The 23603-nt window shown below is 74.5% G+C and carries 4 protein-coding genes; all 4 read right to left on the reverse strand.

Annotation, left to right across the window (positions count from 1 at the left end):
- Nucleotides 1–16 precede the first annotated feature (16 nt).
- Entirely contained in the window at nt 17–982 is a 966-nt protein-coding gene (locus ABD350_RS23000) for a TauD/TfdA family dioxygenase (protein WP_344350155.1), read from the reverse strand.
- A 31-nt stretch (nt 983–1013) separates the two neighbouring features.
- Nucleotides 1014–1223, reverse strand: a complete 210-nt coding sequence (locus ABD350_RS23005; protein ID WP_344350157.1) for an MbtH family protein — start codon at nt 1221–1223, stop codon at nt 1014–1016.
- A gap of 76 nt (nt 1224–1299) precedes the next feature.
- The gene (locus tag ABD350_RS23010; RefSeq protein ID WP_344350158.1) at nt 1300–2541 is read right to left on the reverse strand and encodes a cytochrome P450; all 1242 of its coding nucleotides are present in this window, start codon (nt 2539–2541) and stop codon (nt 1300–1302) included.
- Nucleotides 2538–23603, reverse strand: a complete 21066-nt coding sequence (locus ABD350_RS23015) for a non-ribosomal peptide synthase/polyketide synthase (protein WP_425584197.1) — start codon at nt 23601–23603, stop codon at nt 2538–2540. Before ABD350_RS23015 ends, ABD350_RS23010 begins: the two co-directional genes overlap by 4 nt.

Genomic DNA, 23603 nt, shown 5'->3' on the forward strand with positions numbered 1-23603 from the left:
TTTCGCTGTTCTTCGCTCACTTCGCCAGCACGTTTCCGTCGGCCGGCCGGTGGTCCCTGGACCGGCGCAGATCGGTGAAGGCGAACGTCCGCTGGAGCCAGCGGTCCTTGCCGTCGAAGCGCGGGACGAAGGAGGACCGGCCGTGCAGGGTGACCCGGTTGTCGACGACGGCCAGGTCTCCGGCTCGCAGCCGCACGCCGTCGTAAGCGCCGCGGATCACCGCGCCCAGTTCCCGGAGCGCGGCGCGGCCGGAGTCGGTCAGGGCCCGGGTGGCCGCCTCGTCGTAGCAGAGGTCGGGGTCCTCCGGGTCCCCGGTGAGGACGCCGTGCACGCTGCCCGGGCCGGCCGCGCCGAAGGAGGGCGGTGGCTCGGTGACGAACTCGCGCCGGGCCAGCGCCTCGCGGGTGCGGTCCGTCAGCCGGGGCAGCACCCGCCGGGAGCAGCAGGTGCGCAGCTCGGCCCGTCCCTCGTGGTCGGTGCGCAGGCACAGCAGCAGGACGTAGTCGGGCCGGTGCGGGTGGAAGGCGTTCTCGGTGTGGAACGTCAGCTCCACCGAGCCCGCGTTGCCCTGGAACTCCTCCTGGCCGGGCACGGGGACGACGTCCTGCACCAGGGCGCCGTTCTTCTCCGCCGCGAACGAGGCGGGGTCGCCCAGTCCGTGGGCGACCAGCATGAGCAGTGCCGCGGGCAGCGCGGGGACGCGCTGCACCGATCCCATGACCATCGGCGTGTCGGGCAGCTGTCGCGGGAGCGGCAGTCCGCTGAGCAGCAGTCTGCCGTCGGCGCCCGAGTCCCGGCGGAACTCCCGGACCAGCCGGCGCAGCCGGGCGGGGGTGTCCTCCCAGGCGCTGCGGGCGTCGGCGACCCAGGCGGGGTCGTCGATCCGGTCCGGCGCCCTCTCCAGCAGGCCCTGGGCGATCCGCGCGATGTCCGCCAGTTCGGGGCCGGACAGGCCTGCCGCGCGCTGTTCGGTGGCGGTCACCTCGGTCCTCCCGCCCGGTGTCGACGCGCTGTCATGCGCCCATCGCCTCGATCAGGCTCTTGGGGCGCATGTCGGTCCACTCGCGCTCGATGTACGCCAGGCACTCCGTCCGGCCGTCGGGGCCGAACCGCCGCTGCCAGCCGGCGGGTACGGCCACGAACTCCGGCCACAGCGAGTGCTGGCCCTCGTCGTTGACCAGGACCAGGTAGGTGGCGTCGGGGTCCTCGAAGGGGTTGGTCATGGTGGTGTCTCCGATCTCGTGAGGTTGGGGGTGGAGCGGGTCCCGGACGGCCTGTGCGGGGTCGCGGTCGCGTGGGTCAGGCGACGAGCCGTACGGGCAGCGAGCCGAAGCCGCTGAGCATGGAGGAGTAGACGGGCCGGGGTCTTCCGGTGAGTTCGATCCGGTCGACCCGCTCACGGAGGGCCTTGAGCAGGCCGGCGATCTCCGCCCGGCCCAGGTAGGCGCCGACGCAGTAGTGCGGTCCGTGGCCGAAGGACAGGTGCTTGTTGGGTGTGCGGCCGAGGTCGAAGCGGTCGGGGTCGGTGAAGACCGCCTCGTCCCGGTTGGCGGACGCGTTCCACACCGTGACGATGTCGCCGGCGGCGACGGGGACGCCGTTCAGCCGGGTGTCGGCGGTGGCGGTGCGGCCGAAGTGGAGGGCCGGTGTCGTCCAGCGCAGCACCTCGTCGACGGCCGTGTCGACGGACACCTCGCCGTTCTTGAGCGCCTGCCACTGTGCGGGGTGTTCGGTGAACGCGAGTACCGCGCCGGTCATGGACAGCCGGCTGGTCTCGTCGCCGCCGAGGATGAGGCTGTAGCAGTTGGCGACGATCTCGTCCATGGTCAGCGGCCGGCCCTCGATCGTGGCGGTGGCCAGGGTGCTGACGGCGTCGGTGCCCGGGTGCTTCTGGCGGCTCTTCGCCAGCTCGCCGAAGTAGGCGAGGATGTCGTTGCGGGCCTGCCAGACGTCGAAGGGCGACTGGTCGGGCCCGTCCGAGCCGAGCGCGGTTCCGGTGAGCCGGAGCAGGAAGGCGCGGTCCTGTCCGGGGACGTCCAGCAGGTCGCAGATGGCCTTCAGGGGCAGGTGCCCGGCGACGTCCTCGGCGAAGTCGCACTCGGGGCGGCCGGCGACCGCGGCCACCAGGTCGTGAGCGGCCCGCTCGACCTTGTCGACCACCGCGGCCAGGACGCGCGGCGAGAACGCCTTGAGCAGCACGCGCCGCAGTTCGCGGTGGCGCGGGCCGTCGGTGACGGCGGCCATCACGCCGGAGGCCGAGTCGCCGCCCTGGAGGAGCGAGGCGAGCACGTTGCCGCGCTCGGAGGTGAAGCGGTCGGGCGCGCGGTAGACCTCGGCGGCGTCCGCGTACCGGGTCACCACCCAGAAGGCGGGGCCTCCCCCGGCCGGCCGGTGCCGGTGGACCGGGTCCTCGGCGCGCAGCGTGCGCCAGATCTCGGACAGGTCGTGCCGGGCGTGGGTCGCGGGGTCCGCGAGGTCGAGGCCGGGCAGCGCCGACGGCGGCAGCACGGTGCGCACGGGCGGGGTCGTCGGGCGGGTCATGACGCGTTCTCCTCCTCTCGTGCGGTGTCGAGGGCGCCGAGCAGGCCGGCGAGCAGGTGTCCGACGGCCGCGGCGGGTCGCTCGGCGAGCAGGGTGTTGTGCGTGGCCTCGATGTCGTGGACCTCGATCCGGCCGGTCACGTACGGGGTCCAGAGCGTGGGCAGGCGGCGGGACTCGCCCTCCTCCAGCCCGGTCGCGGCGCAGAACACGACGTCGCCGTGGAAGGTGCGGGGCGTGTGCAGGCCGGCGATGCCGCTGTTGTTGAGGAACACGGCCTTGAGGTGGACGAGCTGGTCCTCGGTGAAGGCGGCGAGCATCTCGTCGGGGACCCGCACCCCGTCGAGTACCTGCTCCGGGGTCGGCTGGGCGGCGCTCAGGTCCCGGGGGAAGGCGTCGAGCAGCATGAGCAGTTCGACCTCTTCGCCCGCGTCCTGGAGCTGGACGGCCATCTCCTGGGCGACCAGCCCGCCGAAGGACCAGCCGAGCAGCCGGTAGGGTCCGGCCGGCTGCGCCTGGCGCAGCCGGGTGAGGTAGCCGGCGGCCATCTCGGCGATGGTGGACGGCAGGGGCGCGGGCTCGTCGAAACCGGCCGCCTGGAGTCCGTACACCGGGTGCCGGCCGGCCAGGTGCCGGGTCAGCGTCCGGTAGGCCCAGCTCAGGCCGCCCAGGGGGTGGACGCAGAACAGCGGGGTGCCCGGGCCGCCGGTGCGCAGCGGCAGCAGCACCGCGGTGGCTTTGGCGGTGTCGCCGGTGTGCAGCGCCTCGGCGAGCGCGGCCGGTGTCGGCGCCTCGAAGAGGGTGCGGACGGAGACCTCGTGGCCCAGTTCGGCGCGGATCCGGCCGGCCAGCCGTGCCGCCATCAGGGAGTGTCCGCCGAGGGCGAAGAAGTCGTCGTCGATGCCCACCTCGGTGAGGCCGAGCAGTTCGGCGAAGAGGGCGCACACGGCGCGCTCGTCGTCGGTGCGCGGGGCCCGCCGGGCCGGCCGGGCGGTGTCCCGGGGGGCGGGCAGGGCCGCGCGGTCCAGCTTGCCGCTGGTGGTCAGCGGGAACTCGGGCAGGACGATGACCGAGCGGGGGACGAGGTGCCCGGGGAGGCGGGCCGCCAGCCGGCGGTGGAGTTCGTCGGGGGTGGCGTCACCGGTGACGTAGGCGACCAGCGCCTCGTCGCGCAGGACGACGGCGGCGCGGGTGACCGAGGGCAGTTCGGTCAGGACGGCCTCGATCTCGGCGGGTTCCACCCGTACGCCGCGCACCTTGAGCTGGTGGTCGGAGCGGCCGACGAAGTCCAGCCGGCCGGCCCTGTCCCAGCGCACCAGGTCGCCCGTGCGGTACATGCGTTCGCCGGGGGTGAACGGGTCCGCCACGAAGCGCTCGGCGGTCAGCCCGGGGCGGCCGGCGTACCCGCGCGCGACCTGCTCGCCGGCGACGTACAGCTCTCCCGGCACGCCGGGCGGGACGGGCCGCAGCGCCGCGTCCAGCACGTAGACACGGGTGTTGTGGATGGGCACGCCGATCGTCACGGGGGGCCGGGCGCCCGGGTCGGTGTCCGGGTCCCAGACCGTGGCGTCGCAGGTGACCTCGGTGGAGCCGTACTTGTAGTGCAGCGGCGTCCCGAACGCGGCGGTGAACCGCTCGTACAGGTCGCGGGTGAGTCCCTCGCCGCCGACGAAGATCCGGCGCAGCCCGGCGAGCGCGGTCCGGTCCGCCTCGGCCAGGAGCACTTCGAGCATGGAGGGCACGAAGTGGACGGTGGTGATGCCGTGCGTGGTGAACATGCCGGTGAGGTAGCCGGGGTCGCGGTGCCCGTCGGGCTTGGCGACGACCGTGCAGGCGCCGGTCTGCAGGGGCCAGAACAGCTCCCACACCGACACGGTGAACCCGATGGGTGTCTTCTGCAGGACGCGGTCGTCCGGGGTCAGCCGGTAGGTGTCCTGGAGCCAGCCCAGGTGGTTGACGACGGAACGCTGGGAGACGACCACCCCCTTGGGGCGGCCGGTCGAGCCGGAGGTGAACATGACGTAGGCGGGGTGGTCCGGCAGGAGCGGGGCGGTGCGGTCCCGGTCGGCCGGATCGGTGTCCGGCCGGCCGGCGAGCGCGGACGCGGTGTCCGGGGCGTCGAGGAGTACGGCGGGCAGTGCCGCGGGCAGCCGGCCGCGGTGCCCCGTCGTGCTGACGGCGAGCGCCACGGCGGCGTCCTCGCAGATCCGGGCGATCCGCTCGGCGGGGTCCTCGGGGTCGACGGGGGTGTAGGCGGCGCCGGCCTTGGCGACGGCGTGTGCCGCGACGATGAGGTCCACGGAGCGGGGCAGGGCCAGGGCCACCACCGACTCCGGGCCTATGCCGGCGCCGATGAGCAGGTGTGCCAGCCGGTTGGCCCGGGCGTTCAGTTCCCGGTAGGTCAGGTGCGTGCCGTCCGCGCGGACGGCCACCGCGTCGGGAGTGGCCCGCACGGCCTGCTCGAACAGGTCGGCGAGGGTGGCCGTCGGGTTCTCGCGCCGGGTGGCGTTCCATTCCCGGAGCAGCCGCTCCTCCTCGCCGGGCAGCAGGACGTCCAGCGCGCTGAGCGGCCGGTCGGGGTCGCCGCAGGCCTGGTCGAGAATGCGCAGGAGCCGCTCGGCGAGGGCGTGCGCGGTCTCCTCGTCGAAGAGCGCGGAGGCGTACTGCACCTCGCCGCGCACCCCGTCGGGTTCGCCGGCCGGCCCGAACCGCTCGGTGAGGCTGAACGACAGGTCGAACTTCGCGGCGGGCAGCTGGGCCTGGACGGGTTCGGCGGTCAGGGACGGCAGCGCGAGGTCCGCCCGGGCGTTGTTGCGGAACGACAGCATCACCTGGAACAGGGGGTGCCGGGCGGGCGACCGGGCCGGGTTCAGTGCCTCGACGAGCCGTTCGAACGGCACCGCCTGGTGCTCGTAGGCGTCGAGGTCGGTGCGGCGGACGCGGGCGAGCAGTTCGCGGAAGGAGGGGTCGCCCGAGGTGTCGGTGCGCAGCACCAGGGTGTTGAGGAAGAACCCGACCAGTCCGTCGAGCGCCTCGTCGTCCCGGCCGGCGACCGGCGCGCCGATGGGCAGGTCGGTGCCCGCTCCGAGCCGGGTCAGCAGGGTGGCGAGGGCCGTGTGGAGCACCATGAAGACGGTGGCGCCCTCGGCCTCGCCCAGGTCGGCGAGGCGGCGGTGGAGGCCGGCGGGAATGTCGAGGGGGACCGCCGCGCCGGTGCCGGTGGGCCGGGCGGGCCGGGGCCGGTCGGCGGGCAGTTCCAGTTCCTCGGGGACGCCCGCGAGGACGGTCCGCCAGTGGGCGAGCTGTGCGCCGCCGGGGCCGGCCGGGTCGCCGAGGTCGCCGAGGACGTGCCGCTGCCAGACGGCGTAGTCCGCGTACTGCACGGTCAGCGGGGTCCACTGCGGCGACTCGCCGAAGAGCCGGGCCCGGTAGGCGGCGGACAGGTCGTCCGCGAGCGGGCCCATCGACTCGGCGTCCCCGGCGATGTGGTGCATGAGCAGCAGCAGTACCGCTTCCCGCGGCCCCTGCCGGAAGACGTGGGCGCGCAGCGGGATCTCGGCGGTGAGGTCGAAGGCATACCCGATGGCCCGCGCCAGCCGGTCCGGGACCTCGGCCGCGGTCACGTCCTGAACCGTCAGCTCGGGCACGGCCGTCTCCTCGTCCAGCACCACCTGGTACGAGCCGTCGCCGTCCTCGGCGAACACCGTGCGCAGCGACTCGTGGCGGCCGACCAGGTCGCGCAGCGCCGCGCGGAGGGCGTCGGTGTCCAGGGGGCCGCGGAGCCGGAGGGCGAGCGGGATGTTGTACGTCGCCGAGGGGCCCTCGAAGCGGTGCAGGAACCACAGCCGCTCCTGCGCGTAGGAGAGCGGGACCCGGTCCGGCCGCGGCAGCACCGTCAGACCGGTGTGCGTGCCGTCGGCCGCCCGGCCCAGCCGGTCGGCGAGCCCCGCCGGTGTCGGGGCCTCGAACACGTCGCGCACCGGCAGCCGCACGCCGAGCACCGAGCGGACACGGCTGACCAGGCGGGTCACGCGCAGTGAGTGGCCGCCCAGTGCGAAGAAGTCGTCGTCGATCGACACCGACGGCACGCCGAGGATCTCGGCGAACAGCCGGCACAGGATCTCCTCCCGTGGCGAGCGCGGCCGGCGGCCGCGGGGGTGCGCGGCCCGTTCGGGGGCGGGCAGCGCGCGCTGGTCCACCTTGCCGTTGGGGGTCAGCGGCAGCTCGTCGAGGACGACGATGCCCGCGGGGACCATGTAGCCGGGCACGGCGGACTCCAGCAGGGCCCGCAGCTCCTCCCGTCCGGGCCGCCGGTGTCCGGGCGCCGGTACGACGTAGGCGTACAGGGCGCGTTCGCCCTGGGCGTCCTCGCGGACGGCGGCCACGGCGCGGCCGACACCGGGGTGGCCGGTGAGGACGGCCTCGATCTCGCCCGGCTCGATGCGGAAGCCGCGGATCTTCACCTGGCCGTCGGCCCGGCCGGTGAACTCCAGCTGCCCGCCGCGGGTGTACCGGACGATGTCGCCGGTACGGTACATGCGGCCGCCCGGGGCGCCGAACGGGTCGGCGACGAACCGCTCGGCGGTGGCGTCCGGCGCGCCGGCGTATCCGCGGGCCAGGCCCAGCCCGGCCAGGTACAGCTCGCCGGGGGCACCCGGCGGCACCGGGGTGAGTGCCGCGTCGAGGACGTAGGCGCGCATGCCGCTCATGGCGCGGCCGATGGGGACGGTCCCGGGCAGGGCGTACGGGCGGGGCACCCGGTAGCTGGTGGCGAAGGTGGTGGTCTCGGTCGGCCCGTACACGTGCACGAAGGCGGTGTGCGGGCAGGAGGTGACGGCGCGGCGGAACGCGGCCGGTGAGGCCTGCTCCCCGCCGGTCCACACCTCGCGCAGGGTGGCGAGGCACTCCGGGTCGTCCTCGGCGATGACGTTGAACAGCGCGGTGGTGAGGAAGACGGAGGTCACCTCCTCGGTCACCAGGAGGGTGCGCAGCCCGTCGAGGGTGAGGTCCCCGGGCGGGGCGACGACGACCCGGCCGCCGTTCAGCAGCGGTACCCACAGCTCGTAGGTCGAGGCGTCGAAGGCGTGCGGCGAGCGCATCAGCACCCGCCGGTGCGCGTCACCCTCCCAGCCGGCGTCGAGGGCCAGACAGACCACGTCGCGGTGGGTGACGGCGATGCCCTTGGGGGTGCCGGTGGACCCGGAGGTGTACATCACGTACGCGAGCTGCTCGGGGTGGGCGGGCGTGGTGGTGCCCTCCGCCTCGTCCGTTGCCGGATCGTCGACGTCGATCAGGGGCAGGCCGTGGTCGAGGCCGAGCCGTGCCGCCCGGGAGTGCGTCAGCACGGCGGCGGCGCCGGTGGCGGTGAGGATCCGCGCCAGCCGGGAGGCGGGGTAGCGGGTGTCGAGCGGTACGTAGGCGCCGCCCGCCTTGAGTACGGCCAGTGTCGCCACCACGAGCGACAGGGAGCGCTCCAGGTGCAGGGCGACGGACGTCTCGGGTCCGATCCCGAGCGCGCGCAGCCTGCGGGCCAGCCGTTCGGCACGCGCGTCGAGGTCGGCGTAGGTCGTCGCGGTGCCGTCCGCCACGACGGCGACGGCCTGCGGGGCGCGGCGGACCCGTTCGGCGAAGAGCTCGGTGATCGTGCCGGCCGGGGCCTGGCGGGGGGTGCCGTTCCAGGTCTGGAGCAGGTTGCGCCGGTCGGTGTCCGAGAGTACGTCGACGCCGCTGAGCGGGTGGTCGGCCGCGCCGTGGGCGACGGCGGTCAGCAGGCGGACCAGGCGGGCGGTCAGCTCGGTGACGGTGTCCTCGTCGAACAGGTCGGCCGCGTACTCCAGGCCGGCGTCCAGGCCGCCGTGGGCCGCTTCCGCGAAGGAGAGCGAGAGGTCGAACTTGGCGGCGGGCGCGGCCGGTTCCTCCGGGCGCACGTCCACGCCGGGCAGGTCGAGCGTGGTGGGGCGGGCGGTGTTGTCCAGCATGATCGTCGCCTGCACCAGCGGTTGGTGGGCGGTGGAGCGCACCGGGTTGAGCGCCTCCACCAGGCGTTCGAACGGCACGTCCTGGTGGGCGTAGGCGTCCAGGTCGACGGCGCGGACGCGGTCGAGCAGCCGGCGGAAGGTGGGGTCGCCGTCCAGGCGGGTGCGCAGGACCAGGGTGTTGACGAAGGATCCGACGAGATCGTGGGCGGCCTCGTCGGTCCGGCCGGCCACCGGGGTGCCCAGTACGACGTCGTCACCGGCGCCGTGCTTGGCGAGCAGCGCGGCGAAGGCGGCGTGCAGCACCATGAACAGGGTGGTGCCGGTGTCGCGGGCGAGTCCGGTGAGTGCTTCGTGCAGTGCCGGGGGGATGTCGAACCGTACGGTGCCGCCGCGGTGGGAGGCGACCGCGGGCCTGGGCCGGTCGGTGGGCAGGGCGATCAGTTCCGGAGCGCCGGCGAGTGTGGTGGTCCAGTGGCGCAGCTGGCGGGAGATCTCGCTGTCCGCGTCCCGGTCGGATCCGAGGACGCGGCGCTGCCACAGGCTGAAGTCGGCGTACTGGACGGTCAGCGGCTCCCAGCCGGGGGCGTGGCCGGCGTGCCGGGCCCGGTAGGCGGTGGCGAGGTCGCGGGCGAGGGGCGCCATGGAGACGGCGTCGGCGGCGATGTGGTGCACGACCAGGACGAAGACGGCCTCGTCGGGGGCGAGGCGCAGCAGCCGGCCGCGGACCGGAAGCTCCCGGCCGAGGTCGAAGCGGTACCCCGTCGCCTCGCTCACGGCCGCCGGCAGGGTGTGTTCGTCGACGTCGGTGACGGTCAGTTCGGGCAGGCCGCGCTCGGGCGGCAGGATGATCTGGTGGCTGCCGCGCGCGTCGGTCGCGTAGACCGTGCGCAGGATCTCGTGCCGTCGGGCGAGGTCACCGAGGGCGGCCCGCAGCGCCTGAGGGTCGAGGGCGCCCGACAGCCGCAGTACGACGGGGATGTTGTAGGTGTCGGACGGGCCGTCGAGGGTGTGCAGGAACCACAGCCGCTCCTGGCCGTAGGAGAGGGGGAGCCGGTCGGGGCGCGGGGCCGGGGTGAAGCGCTCGGCCGTGCCGCCCGGGGCGAGCCCGGCGGCGAGTGCGGCGACCGTCGGTGTCTCGAACAGGTCGCCGAGCCGGATCGGTGCGCCCAGTGCGTTGCGCGCGCGGTTCACCAGCTGGGTGGCGAGCAGCGAATGGCCGCCGAGCCGGAAGAAGTCGTCGTCGATCGAGACCTCGGCGACCCCGAGGACCTCGGCGAACAGCGCGCACAGGATCTCCTCGGCGGGGGTGCGCGGGGCGCGGCCGCCGGGCGTGGCTCCGGTGGTCTCGGGGGCGGGCAGGGCCCGCCGGTCCAGCTTGCCGTTGCCGGTGAGCGGGAGGTGGTCCAAGGCGACGAAGGCCGACGGGATCAGGTGCGCGGGCAGGGTCGCGGCCAGCGCGGGGCGGGGGTCGCCGACCGGCATGTGGGCGTCGGCGGCGACCAGGTAGGCGACCAGGCGGGGGTCGCCGGGCCGGTCCTCGCGGACCACGACCGCCGCCTGGGCGACGGTGTCCAGGGCCTCCAGCGCCGCCTCCACCTCGCCGGGTTCGACGCGGAAGCCGCGGATCTTGACCTGGTCGTCGGCCCGGCCGCCGTACTCCAGCAGGCCCGAGCCGTTCCAGCGGGCCCGGTCGCCGACCCGGTACATCCTGCTGCCGGCGGGGCCGTAGGGGTCGGCGACGAACCGTTCGGCGGTCTGGCCGGGGCGTCCGGCGTAGCCGCGGGCCACCTGGGCGCCCGCGAGGTAGAGCTCTCCCCAGACGCCGTCGGGCACGGTCTGGAGGAACGTATCCAGGACGTACACCCGGGTGCCGCCGGTCGGGCGGCCGATGGGGACGGGTCCGTCGGCGAGGCGGTCGCCGGGTTCGACGCGGTGCACGACGACGCCCACGGTCGTCTCGGTCGGCCCGTACTCGTTGATCACGACGGCGTCCGGGTGGCGGGCGCGCCAGCGGCGGAGCGGCTGGGCGTCGAGTGCCTCGCCGCCGATGACGAGGTGGGTGGCGTCGGAGGCCCGATCGGGCAGGGTCTCCAGCAGCCGCAGATGGCTCGGGGTGATCTTGAGGAGGTCGGGTCGCGGGGTGTTCTCGTCCAGCTCGGCGAACCGGACCCGGCCGCCGGTGACGAGCGGGGTGAACAGCACGGTGACCGGCATGTCGAAGGCGACGGAGGAGTGCGTCAGCGCCTCGTGGGCGGCGGCCGGGTACAGGGCGGTCGCCTCGTCCAGGTAGGCGGCGAGCGCGGCGTGCTCGACGACGACGCCCTTGGGGTGCCCGGTCGATCCGGAGGTGTAGACGAGGTAGGCGGCGTCCCGCGGGTGCGGCCGCAGGCCGGGCCGGGTGTCCGGGTGGCGGTCCAGGCCGGCCGTGAAGGTGTCCGGGGTGATGGTCACCTTCGCGCCGGCGTCCTTCACCAGGAGGCCGACGCGGCCGGCGGGGTAGGTGTCGTCGATCGGCAGGTAGGCGGCTCCGGCCTTGAGGACGGCCAGCAGGGCCACGAGCAGGTCGGGGGTGCGCGGGAGGACGACGGCGACGACCGATCCGCGGCCGACGCCCCGCTCGGCGAGGTGATGGGCCAGCCGGTTGGCCCGCGCGTCGAGTTCCGCGTAGCTGAGCGTCGTCGACGGGGAGACGGCCGCGACGGCGTCCGGGGTGCGGTCGGCCTGCGCCTCGAACCTCTCCGACAGTGAGGTGCCGGGCCCTCGGCGGGGGGTGGCGTTGCGGGTGACGAGCAGTTCGGTCCGCTCGGCGTCGGTCAGCAGCGGCAGGCCGCGGACGGGGCGGGCCGGGTCGTCCGTCACCGCGGCGAGCAGCCGCAGGTAGCGGTCGGCGAAGGACCGTACGGTGGCATGGTCGAAGAGGTCGGTGGCGTACTCCAGGAACGCGGCCCACTCCCCCGCGTGCTCCGTCAGGGTCAGGGACAGGTCGAACTTGGCCGCTTGGGACGGGGTGTCGCCCAGCCGTACGGTCAGGCCGGGCAGGTCCGGCGGCGCGGTCTCGGCGTTCAGGGTCAGCATCACCTGGAACAGCGGGTGCCTCGACCGCGACCGCTGCGGGTTGAGCACCTCCACCAGCTGCTCGAAGGGCATCTCGGCGTGTGCGTAGGCGTCGACGTCGAACCGCCGTACCCGGGCGAGGAGTTCCGCGAAGGTGGGGTCGCCGGAGACGTCGGTGCGCAGTACCAGGGTGTTGGCGAAGAGACCGACGAGTTCTTCCAGCGCGGCCTCGGGCCGCCCCTGCACGGGGCTGCCGATGACGATGTCGTCGCCCGCCCCGAGCCGGTTGAGCAGGACGGCGAGGACGGCCTGGAGCACCATGAAGGCGCTCGCGTCGTGCTCGCGGCCCAGGTCCTCCACCCGGGCGCGCAGGGCGGCGGGCACGGTGAAGGCGACGGTGTCGCCGCGGTGGGACGGTACGGCCGGCCGTGGCCGGTCGGTGGGCAGGTCGATCTGTTCGGGGATGCCGGCGAGTGCCGTGGTCCAGAACGGAAGCTGGTTGTCGGGGAGTTCGCGCTGCCACAGGGTGTAGTCCGCGTACTGCACGGGCAGCGGAGCGAGTCCGGAGCCGGTGCCGGCCAGCCGCCCGGCGTAGGCCGTGGCGAGATCGGCCGCCAGCGGGCCCATCGAGCCGCCGTCACCCGCGATGTGGTGCAGCACGACCAGCAGGGCGCAGGTGCCGTCGCCGGTGTCGAACAGAGTGGCGCGCACCGGGAGTTCGCGGTCCAGGGCGAAGGGGACCGCGGCGGCGCGGGCGATCTCCTCGTCCAGCCGTTCGGCCGCGCAGGCGGTGACGGTGAACGGGGCCGGGCCGTCGACGACGACCTGGTGCGCGCCCTCGGCGTCCTCGGCGATCAGGGTGCGCAGCGCCTCGTGCCGGTCCACCACGTCGGCGAAGGCCGCCCGCAGCGCGTCGATGTCGAGGTCGCCGGCCAGCCGCAGCACGATGGGGATGGTGTACGTGCCGGACGGCCCCTGGAGCCGGTCGAGGATCCACATGCGCTGCTGGGCCGTGGACAGCGGCACGCGCTCGGGGCGTTCCCGGGGGGTGAGCGGCGGCCGTGCGTCCCGGGCGGCGCCGAGCAGCCGGGCGATTCCCGCGACGGTGGGGGTCTCGAACACGTCCCGGATGGACAGCTCGACGCCGAACTCCGCGCGGATCCGGTTCACCAGCCGTGCGACGAGCAGGGAGTGACCGCCGAGCAGGAAGAAGTTGTCCTGCGCCGCGGCCTCGGGGAGGCCGAGTACTTCGGCGAAGAGTTCCGCGATCCGGTCGGCGGCCGGGTCGGCGGGGGTCTGCTGCCCGGCCGGGTCCGTCGCGGTCTCCTCCCCTGCCGGGTCGGCCGTGGCCGGGCCGGCGGACGGCTCGCCCCACTCCGGTGCCGGCAGGGCCTTGCGGTCCAGCTTCCCGTTGCGGGTCAGCGGCAGTTCGCCGAGGACGACGAGGGCGGCGGGAACCATGTGGTCGGGCAGGGTGCGGGCGAGGCCCGCCCGCAACGCCCGGGTGTCGGTGCGCGCTCCCGGCTCGGGCACGAGGTAGGCGACGAGCCTGCTGTCACCGGGCCGGTCCTCGCGGACCACCACGGCGGCCCGGTCGATACCGGGTGCGGCGGCGAGCGCGGCCTCGACCTCGCCGAGTTCGACGCGGAAGCCGCGGATCTTCACCTGGTCGTCGACCCGGCCGGCGAACTCCAGCAGGCCCGCCCTGGTCCAGCGGGCGAGGTCGCCGGTGCGGTACATCCGGGAGCCCGCGGGCCCGTAGGGGTTCGCCACGAAGCGGCCCGCGGTGAGGCCGGGACGGTTGTGGTAGCCGCGGGTGACCAGGTCACCGGCGACGTACAGCTCGCCGGGGGTGCCGACCGGGGCCGGGCGCAGCCGGCTGTCGAGCACGTACACCCGGGTGTTCCACACCGGCGTGCCGATGGTGATGACGCCCGGGGGCAGGCTGTCGCCCGGTTCGATACGGAAGACCGTGCAGCCGACCGTGGTCTCGGTGGGTCCGTACTCGTTGAGCACGGTCACCCCGGGGTGGCCGGCCCGCCAGGTGTCCAGGGCGTCGCCCAGCAGCGACTCCCCGCCGAGGACGAGCTGTCCGCTCGGGGAGTAGCTGTCGTCCACGGCGCCGAGCAGGGTGAGGTGGCTCGGGGTGGCCTTGACGAAGTCGGGGCGGGTGACGCCGTACTCGCTGTCGGGCCCCGTGGCGGTCCAGCGCACGAGTTCGACGCAGCCGCCCGAGATGAGCGGCCCCCACAGTCCGGTGGCGGTGAGGTCGAAGGCGATCGGCGAGTGCACCAGGGCACGGCCCCGCAGGCTCCGGTAGGTGTCGGTGGCCCAGGCCAGATACGCGGTCAGCGAGCGGTGTTCGACGACGACGGCCTTCGGCCTGCCGGTGGAGCCGGAGGTGAAGATGACGAACGCGGCGTGTCCGGGCCGCGCCGGCACACCGGTGACGGCGGTGGCCGGCTGCGCGGTCACGGCCGGGTCGTAGGGCAGTACGGCGGGGACCGGGCCGAGCCGCCCGGCCCGGTCGGGTGTGGTGACCACGGCGACGGGGGCGATGTCGCCGAGCATGAACGCGATCCGCTCGGCGGGCAGCCCGGGGTCGATCGGCAGGTAGGCCGCCCCGGACTTGAGCACGGCGAGCAGGGTGACGGGGAGTTGCTCGGAGGTGGGCAGCAGGACACCGACGAACCGCTCGGGGCCGGCGCCGAGTTCGATGAGCCGGCGGGCCAGCCGGTTGGCGCGGGCGTCGAGTTCGGCGTAGGTCAGGCCGGTGGCGCCGAAGACGACCGCGAGGGCGTCCGGGGTGCGGGCCGCCTGGGCCTCGACGAGCGCGGTGAGGGTGGTCTCGGGCAGCGGGTGGTCGGTGGCGTTCCACTCCGTGAGCAGGTGCCGGCGCTCGTCCGGGCCGATGATGTCGAGGTCGCCGATCGGCGTCGCGGGCGCGGTGACGACGGCGGTGAGCAGGCCGACGAAGCGTTCGGTGATCCGCTGGGCGGTCTCCCGGTCGAACAGGTCGGTGGCGAACTCCAGGAAGCCCGTCAGTCCGCCCTCGCGCCGCTCGTTGACGAAGAACGCCAGGTCGAACTTGGCGGTCGGCGAGGTGAGCGGGAGCACCTTCCCGTCGAGGCCGGGGAGGTGTCCGGCGAGGTCCTCGACCTCTTCGAGCTCGGCGTCCACCCAGTTCAGGTTGGTCTGGAACAGCGGGTGCCGGGCCGCGGAACGGGCCGGGTTCACCGCCTCGACGACCCGTTCGAAGGGCACGTCCTGGTGGGCGTAGGCGGCCAGGTCGGTCGCCCGGACCCGGGCGAGGACCTCGGCGAAGTCGGGGTTGCCGGACAGGTCGGTGCGCAGGACGAGGTTGTTGACGAAGAAGCCGACGAGTGGGGCCAGGGCCTCGTCCGGGCGGCCGGCGACCGGCGAGCCGATGACGATGTCGTCACCGGCGCCGAGCCGGTGCAGCAGGGTGACCAGAGCGGCCTGGACCGTCATGAACGGTGTGACGTGGTGCTCGCGGGCGAGCGCCGTCAGGGCCGCGTGGACCTCAGCGGGCACGGTGAACGCGACGGTGTCGCCGCGGTGGGACGGTACGGCCGGCCGTGGCCGGTCGGTGGGCAGCCGGAGCTGCTCCGGGAGTCCGGCCAGGGCCTCGGTCCAGAAGCCGAGCTGGCGGGAGATCTCGCTGTCCGGTTCGTCGGCCGAGCCCAGCACCGCGCGCTGCCACACGGCGTAGTCGGCGTACTGGACCTCCAGCGGCGTCCAGCGCGGGGCGTGGCCCGCGGACCGCGCGGTGTAGGCGGTGATGAGGTCCTCGGCGAGCGGGGGCATCGAGAAGGCGTCGCCGGCGATGTGGTGCAGCACGACGAGCAGGACGTGCTCGCCGGAGCCGAGCTCGAACAGGGTGGAGCGCATGGGCGGTTCGGTGGCCAGGTCGAACGGGACCCGGACGGCCGCGGCGAGCAGGTCGTCGAGGCCGGCCGGGTCGGTGGTGACGACGGCCGGCGGCGGGACGAGGTCCCGCACGACCTGGTGCGGGCCCTGCTCGTCCTCGGCGAAGACGGTGCGCAGCGCCTCGTGCCGGGCGGCGACGTCGCCGAGGGCCTGACCGAGGGCGGCGATGTCGAGGTCACCGGTCAGCCGCAGCGCGATGGGCAGGTTGTACGTGGCGGACGGGCCCTCGAAGCGGTGCAGGAACCACAGGCGTTCCTGGGAGTACGACAGCGGCAGGCGCTCGCCGCGCGGCTGGGCCGTGACGGCGGGCCGGCGCGGGGCGGCGCCGTCGAGGCGGGCGGCGACCCGCGCGGGCGTGGTCGCCTCGAACAGGGTGACCAGCTCGATGTCGACGCCGAACACGGTGCGGATCCGGTTGGCCAGCCGGGCCACGGACAGCGAGTGGCCGCCGAGTGCGAAGAAGTCGTCGTCGAGGAAGACCTCGGGGACGCCGGTCACCTCGGCGAACAGCCCGCACAGGAGCTTCTCGCGCGGGGTGCGCGGCGCGCGGCCGGCGACCGGCGCGAAGTCGGGCACGGGCAGTGCCTGCCGGTCCAGCTTGCCGCTGGTCAGCTGCGGGAACCGGTCGAGTTCGACGAACACGGGCGGAACCATGTACTCGGGCAGCTCGGCCGCGAGCCGGGCCCGCAGTTCCTCGTGGTCGACGGGCGCGGAGGTGATGAGGTAGCCGGCCAGCCGCTGGTCGTGGACGGCCGCGGCGGCCTGGGCGACGCCGGGGTGCGCCCGCATCGCGGACTCGATCTCGCCCAGTTCGATCCGCTGGCCGCGCAGCTTGACCTGGTCGTCGGCGCGGCCGAAGTACTCCAGTTCGCCGCTCCGGGTCCAGCGCACCAGGTCGCCGGTCCGGTAGATCCGGCTGCCGGGTGTGCCGTAGGGGTTGGCGACGAAGCGTTCGGCGGTCAGGGCCGGTCGGTCGAGGTAGCCGCGGGCGAGCTGGAGGCCGCCGAGGTAGAGCTCTCCCGTCACGCCCGGGGACACGGGGCGCAGGGCGCGGTCGAGCACGTAGGCCTGGGTGTTGAGCACCGGACCGCCGATGAGCACGGTCGCGGGGTCCTTCGGGGTCACCCACCGGGTGACGTCCACCGCGGCCTCGGTGGGGCCGTAGGCGTTGGTGAGGACCGGGTCGGGGTGGCGGGACTCCCGGTGGAAGCGGCGGATCAGCTCGGCCGGCATGATCTCGTCCCCGGACTCGATGGCCCGTACGGTGGCGGGCAGTTCGGCCTCGGCGAGGAACGCGGCGAGCCGGGAGGCGCCCAGGTGGAGCACGGTCACGGACTCGTCGTGCATCAGCCGGGACAGGTAGACCGGGTCGCGATGGCCGCCGGGCCGCGGGACCACCAGGGCGGCGCCGCGCGACAGCGTCCAGAACACCTCCCACACCGAGACGTCGAACCCGGTCGGCGTGGCCTGGAGCACCCGGTCGCCGGGGCCGAGGCGCAGGTCCTGCTGCATCCACCAGAACCGGTTGGTCATGCCCTCGTAGGTGTTGAGGGTGCCCTTGGGGCGGCCGGTGGAGCCGGAGGTGTAGATGATGTACGAGGTGTTGCCGCCGTGCGCGACGACCCCGAGGTTCTCGGCGGATTCGTCCTCGGCGTCGACCGGGATCCGTTCGAAGCCCGCCACATCGTGTTCGGCCAGGATCAGCCGGGCGCCGGAGTCGCCGAGGATGTAGGCGATGCGGTCGGCCGGGTAGCCGGTGTCGATCGGCACGTAGGCGGCGCCGGCCTTGATGACGGCCCATAGCGCGACGACGAGGTCCACCGAGTAGGGCAGCATGACGGCGATGCGGGTCTCGGGGCCGACGCCGCGCCCGCGCAGGGCCCGGGCGAGTCGGTTGACCCGCGCGTTGAACTCGCCGTAGGTGATTTCCTCCCCTTCGAAGACCACGGCGGGCAGGCCCGGGTCCTGGGATTCCATCAGCTGCACGACGGAGTGCGCGTCCATGGTGCTCGCGGTGTCGTTCCAGTCGTGCAGGATGCGGGCGCGTTCGGTGTCGTCCAGCAGGTCGACGTCGGAGAGACGGCGCGCCGGGTCGTGAGTGACGGCGTCGAGCACGCGCAGGAAGCGGGTGACGAAGGCCTCGGCGGTCTCGCGGTCGTACAGGTCGGTGGCGTACTCCAGACGGCAGTCGAGGCCGCCGTCGCCGGCGTCGACGACGCAGTCGAAGTGCACGTCGAACTTGGAGGTGCCGCTGAGGACCGGGGCGGTGCGGGCGCTGACCCCGGGCAGGGTGAGGCGGGCCTCGGAGAAGTCCAGCCAGGCGACCATGACCTGGAAGAAGGGGTGGCGGGCGCGGGACCGCTCCGGAGCCAGCTCCTCCACCAGCCGCTCGAACGGCACGTCCTGGTGGGCGTAGGCGGCCAGGCCGGTCTCGCGGACCCGGGCGAGCAGTTCGGTGAAGGCGGGGTCGCCGGAGGTGTCGAAGCGGTAGACGAGCGTGTTGATGAAGACGCCGACGACACCGTCCAGTGCCGAGTCCGGCCGGCCGGCGATCGCTCCGCCGACGGGGATGTCCTCACCGGCGCCGTGGGCGGTCAGCAGCAGTGCGACGGCGGCCTGGAGCACCATGAACGGTGTGGTCCGGGTGCGGCGGGCGAGGTCCAGCATCCGGTCGTACAGCTCCCGGTCCACGCGGAACCCGACGTGGTCGCCCCGGTGGCCGGCGATCGCGGGCCGGGGCCGGTCGGCCGGGAAGGTGACCTCCTGGGGCAGTCCGGCGAGTGTCTCGCTCCAGTAGGCGATCTGGCGCGGCAGGCCGGCGGCGAGCGTGTCGCGCTGCCAGAGGGCGAAGTCGGCGTACTCCACGGCCGGCGCCGTGGGGGCGGGTTCCGCGCCGGCGAGGCGGGCGGTGTACGCGGCGGACAGGTACTCGGCCAGCGGGCGCATCGAGGAGCCGTCGACGGCGATGTGGTGCACCACCAGCAGCAGGGCGTATTCGTCCTCGCCGAGCGGGAAGAGGGTGGCGCGCACCGGGAGTTCGGTGGTGAGGTCGAAGGGGCGGGCGGCCCGCGCCGTGAGGTCGGGGTCCCGGTCGTGGACGACCTCCAGGGCGAAGCCCGTGCCGCCGGGTTCCAGGACGACCTGGTGCGGGCCTTCGGCGTCCTCGGGGTAGAGGGTGCGCAGGGCCTCGTGGTGGTCGACGAGGTCGGTGAGCGCGGCGTCCAGCGCGGAGACGACGAGCGGTCCGCTCAGCCGGATGTCGAGCGGGATGTTGTAGGTGCCGCTGTCGCCCTGGAGGCGCTGGAGGAACCACATGCGTTCCTGTGTGAAGGACAGCGGTATCCGCTCGGGCCGCTCCCGGGCCACGATCGCGGAGGAGGCCGAGGAGCCGTCCGCCAGCAGGGCGGCGAGGCCGGCGACGGTCGGGGTGGCGAAGACGTCGCGCAGGGAGAGGTCGACGCCGAACTCGTCGCGGATCCGGTGCACCAGCCGGATCATGAGGATGGAGGTGCCGCCGCGGGCGAAGAACTCGTCGTCCGCGGTGATGTCGTCCAGGCCGAGGACCTCGGCGACGACCGTGCGCAGCCGCTCCTCCACCGGGGTGCGCGGTGCCGTCGGGGAGGCGGCAGCGGCGGTGGCGCGGCGGTCGGCGGCCGGCTCGGGGGTGTGCTCGCCGCCGGTCACCGCGCGCCGGTCCTGCGGGGTGACCACGGCGAGCTCGCCGGCCGGCCGGTCGAGGTCCTCGGCGGCGAGGGCGGCGAGCCGGGCCAGCCGGCCGGTCAGGACCGCGAGGGCGTCGGCGGTGAACGCGCCGGTGCGATAGGAGAACCGCAGCCTCAGGGCGGAGCCGGGGAAGACGGCGATCGACAGCGGGTAGTGCGAGTGCAGGACCAGGTCGGCGCCGGCCAGCCGCAGCCCGCCGGCCTCCGTCGCGCTGTCCATCGGGTAGTTCTCGAACGCGAGGACGGTGTCGAACAGTTCGTCCACGCCCGCCGCCCGGGTGAGGTCGGCGAGACCGGCGTCGGCGTGCCCGGCCAGCGCGATCTGCCGGGCCTGCACCGAGGACAGCAGCTCGGCCAGCGGCGTGAGCGGGTCGACGCGTACCCGCACCGGCAGGGTGTTGATGAACAGGCCGATCATGGATTCGGCGCCGGGCAGGTCGACGGGGCGGGTGGAGACCGTCGCGCCGAAGACGATGTCGTCGCGACCGGTGAACTCCCGCAGCAGCAACGCCCACAGCCCCTGCACGACGGTGTTGAGGGTGAGTCCGCGGCGGCGGGCCGCCGCGGTGAGGGCCGCGGTGACGCTCTCGTCGAGGACCAGTTCGTGTTCGGCGTGGCCGTCCGGGGTCCGCCGCGGCGGCGCGAGCAGGGTGGGCCCGGGCAGGCCGGCCAGTTCCTCCCGCCACACGGCGGTGGACGCGGCGCGGTCGCGCCCGGCGAGCCAGGCGGGATAGGCGCGGTAGGGGACGGGCTCGGGCAGCTCGGCGCCGCCGTACAGGGCGAACAGTTCCCGGACCAGCAGGGGCAGCGACCAGCCGTCCAGCAGCAGGTGGTGGTGGGTCACGACGAGCCGGGTGCCGAGCGCGGTGAAGCGCAGCAGCGGCGGGCGCAGCACGCTGAAACCGCGGGCCCGGTCTCGGGCGAGGAAGGCGGCCGGTTCCTCGTCCCGCTCCTCCCAGGGCACGGTGGTCCCGGCGGGCACGACCTGCACGGGCGCGCCGGCGGACCGGCTGCGGAAGCCGGCGCGCAGCAGGGGGTGGCGATGCAGCAGGGCGGCGGCGGCCTCGCGCATCCGCGCATGGTCGAAGCCGCCCTCGATGTCGAGGACGAGCTGGCCGACGTAGGGGTCGTCGTCCTCGTACAGGGCGAGGAAGAGCAGTCCTTCCTGGAGCGGGGAGAGCGGCAGCACGTCCTGTGCGCCCGGGTAGCGGTCGAGTTCCCGCTGGTCGATGGTGACGAGCGGGACGTCGGCCGGGGTCAGCCGGGTGCCGCGGCCGGGGGCGGGCTCGGCCCGGGTCCCGGTGGCGCCGGGGGCGGGGGCGGTCCCGGCCAGGTCCGCGAGGGCTTCGACGGTGGGGTGGGCGAACACGTCCTGCGGGGTGAGCCCGATACCGGCGGCGCGGGCCCGGGAGGCCAGGCGCAGGGCGTGGATGCTGTCCATGCCCATGATGAAGAGATTGTCGTCGGCCCCGAGTTCGGGCCGCCCGATCAGTTCGGCGCCCAGGTCGCGCAGGATCCGTTCGGTCTCGGTGCGGGGCGCCCGGCCGGGTGCCGGGGCCTCGGGTTCGGGCAGCGCCTTGCGGTCGACCTTCCCGTTGGGGGTGAGCGGGATCTCCGGAAGGGTCAGCACCACCGCGGGGACGAGGAAGGCGGGCAGCCGGCCGGCGAGCCATGTGCGCAGATCGGTCTCGGGTTCGCCGGTGACGTAGGCGACGAGCCGGTGGGCGCCGCCGGGGGTCCGCCGGGCCACCACGACGCTCTGCCGGACGCCGGGCGCGCCGTCGAGCAGCGCCTCGACCTCGCCGGGCTCGGCGCGCTGGCCGGCGATCTTCACCTGGTCGTCGACCCGGCCGGCGTACTCCAGGGTGCCGTCCGGGCGACGCCGGGCGAGGTCGCCGGTCCGGTACATGCGGGAGCCCGCGGGGCCGTGGGGGTCGGCGGTGAAGCGTTCCGCGGTCAGCGCCGGGCGGCCGTGGTAGCCGCGGGCGAGCTGGATGCCCGCCAGGTACAGTTCGCCGGTCGTGCCGGGCGGTACGGGGTTGAGTCCCGTGTCCAGGACGTGGGCGCGGGTGTTGGCGCCGGGCCGTCCGATGGGCACCGTCTCGTCGTCCGGGCCGGTGGCGTAGGAGGTCACCTCGATGGCGGCCTCGGTGGGACCGTAGAGGTTCCACAGCTCGGCGTCGACGCTCTGGTGGAAGCGGCGGACCAGTTCGGACGGCAGGGCCTCGCCGGTGCAGGCGACGAGCCGTACGGAGGGGCCGAATGCGGCCTCGGCGAGGAAGGCGCCGAGCATCGACGGCACGAAGTGGATGATCGTGACGCGCTGTTCGCGGATCAGCTCGGCGAGGTAGGCCGGGTCGCGGTGGCCCTCGGGGCGGGCCACGACGAGGGTGGCGCCCTGGACGAGGGGCCAGAAGAACTCCCACACCGAGATGTCGAAGCCGATCGGCGTCTTCTGCACGATGCGGTCGTCCGGGGTCATGCGGTGGTCGCGCTGGAGCCATGACAGGCGGTTGAGGAGGCCCTCGTGCGGGACGACGACGCCCTTGGGGCGGCCGGTGGAACCGGAGGTGTACATCACGTAGGCGGCGTTGTCGCCGCGGACCCGGACACCGGGGGCGCTCGCGGGCTCGTTCGCGCCCGCGTCGACGGCGATCCGCTCGAAGCCGGGGACGTCGTCGTCGGCGATCACCAGGTCGGCACCGGAGTCGGCGAGGATGTAGGCGACCCGCTCGGCGGGATAACCCGTCTCCACGGGGACGAAGGCGGCGCCCGCCTTGAGGACGGCGAGCACGGAGACGACGAGGTCGACGGAGCGCGCCAGCTTGACGGCGACCCGTGACTCGACGCCGGCGCCGCGGCGGCGCAGGGCGTGGGCGAGGCGGTTGGCCCGTGCGTCGAGTTCGCCGTAGCTGACGCTCTCGCCCTCGAAGACGACGGCCTCGGCGGCCGGGTCCTGGGCCTCGATCCGTTCCACCAGCGACCGGGCGTCGAGGGGTTCGGCGGTGTCGTCGAAGCCGGCGAGGAGGCGGTGTTCGTCGGGGCCGAGCAGGTCGAGCGTGCCGACGGGCGCTTCCGGTGCCTCGGCGGCGGCCGTGAGGAGCCGGGTGTACCGGTCGCGGTGGGCCGTCACCTCCGCCGGGGTGAACCGGTCGGGGTGGGCGTTGAGGGTGAGGTGGATGCCGTCGGCGGCGGTGTCGTCGGCGACGGCGTTGAGGACGAGGTCGCGGACCGGGCCGGAGGCCACCTGGTGCACGGTGGCCCCGGCGCCGCCGACCGTGAGCCGGCCCGGTGCGAAGGAGAGCACGTTGACGGTGGGTCCGGACAGGGAGCCCTGGTCCTGGGCGCCGAGTTCGCGGCGGATCCGTTCACCGGGGAAGCGCTGGTGGCGGACGGCCTCGGCCAGCCGGTCGCGCACCTGTGCGACGAGTTCGGTGAAGGTGGCCGAGGGCCGGACGGTCAGCCGCAGCGGCAGGTCGTTGACGAGCATCGCCGGGGTGGCGAGGGCGTCCGGGTTGGTGCGTGCCGCGAGGAAGACCCGGAGCACGACGTCCGCCGCGCCGGTGGTGCGGTGCGTGTACGCGGCCATGGCGGCGATCACCGGCAGGGACCAGCGGGCGCCGGGCAGGGCGCGCAGCCGCTCGGCGGTGCCGGCGGACACCGGTCCGGCGACCGGCGGCAGGCCGCGGGCCAGGGTCGAGGGGCCGCTGCCCAGCTCGGTGGAGGCGGGCAGGTCCGCGAACCGGGCGAGCCAGTGGGCGCGGTCCCGTTCGTAGCGCGCGGAGGCGGTGTAGGCGCTCTCCTCGGCGACGACGTCGGCGAGCGGCGCGAAGGCGGCGGTGGCCGGTCGGTCGCCCGCGGCCAGCGCGTTGTAGACGTCCAGCAGTCTGCGGACGTACAGCATCTGGCCGTAGGCGTCGAGCAGGATGTGGTGGTAGCGGAAGTACAGCCGGTCGTGGTCCGGGCCGAGCCGCAGCAGGGTGTGGGCGAAGAGCGGGCCGTCGGTGAGCGCGGGCGGGGCCTCCGCCTGGCGGGCTTCGATCCACGCGTCCGCGGCGGCCCGCGGGTCCGGCTCGCCGCTGAGGTCGAGCACGGTGAGCGCGCCCTCGATGGCCGGGTCGACGTGCTGGCGGACGGTCCGCCCGTCGTCGGTGAAGCGGACCCTCAGTGCCTCGGTCTCCGTCACGGCCTGCCGGATCGCCCGGTCCAGCAGCGGGGGGTCGAGGGGGGCGGCGGTGTCGACGTGGACACCGCAGACGAACATGGGGGAGCCGGGGTCGAGCTGCTGGGCCACCCAGACACCGTGCTGTGCGGCCGTCAGTGCGATGCCGCGGCTGTTGCCGGTCGCTGCCATCTCCAC

It is taken from the genome of Streptomyces nogalater (genome assembly GCF_039532885.1).
Classification (GTDB): domain Bacteria; phylum Actinomycetota; class Actinomycetes; order Streptomycetales; family Streptomycetaceae; genus Streptomyces; species Streptomyces nogalater.

Excerpts from the sequence above, each read along its gene's own strand:
- ABD350_RS23010 (WP_344350158.1), bottom strand. The coding sequence starts at position 2,541 with ATGACCCGCCCGACGACCCCGCCCGTGCGCACCGTGCTGCCGCCGTCG.
- ABD350_RS23005 (WP_344350157.1), bottom strand. The coding sequence starts at position 1,223 with ATGACCAACCCCTTCGAGGACCCCGACGCCACCTACCTGGTCCTGGTC.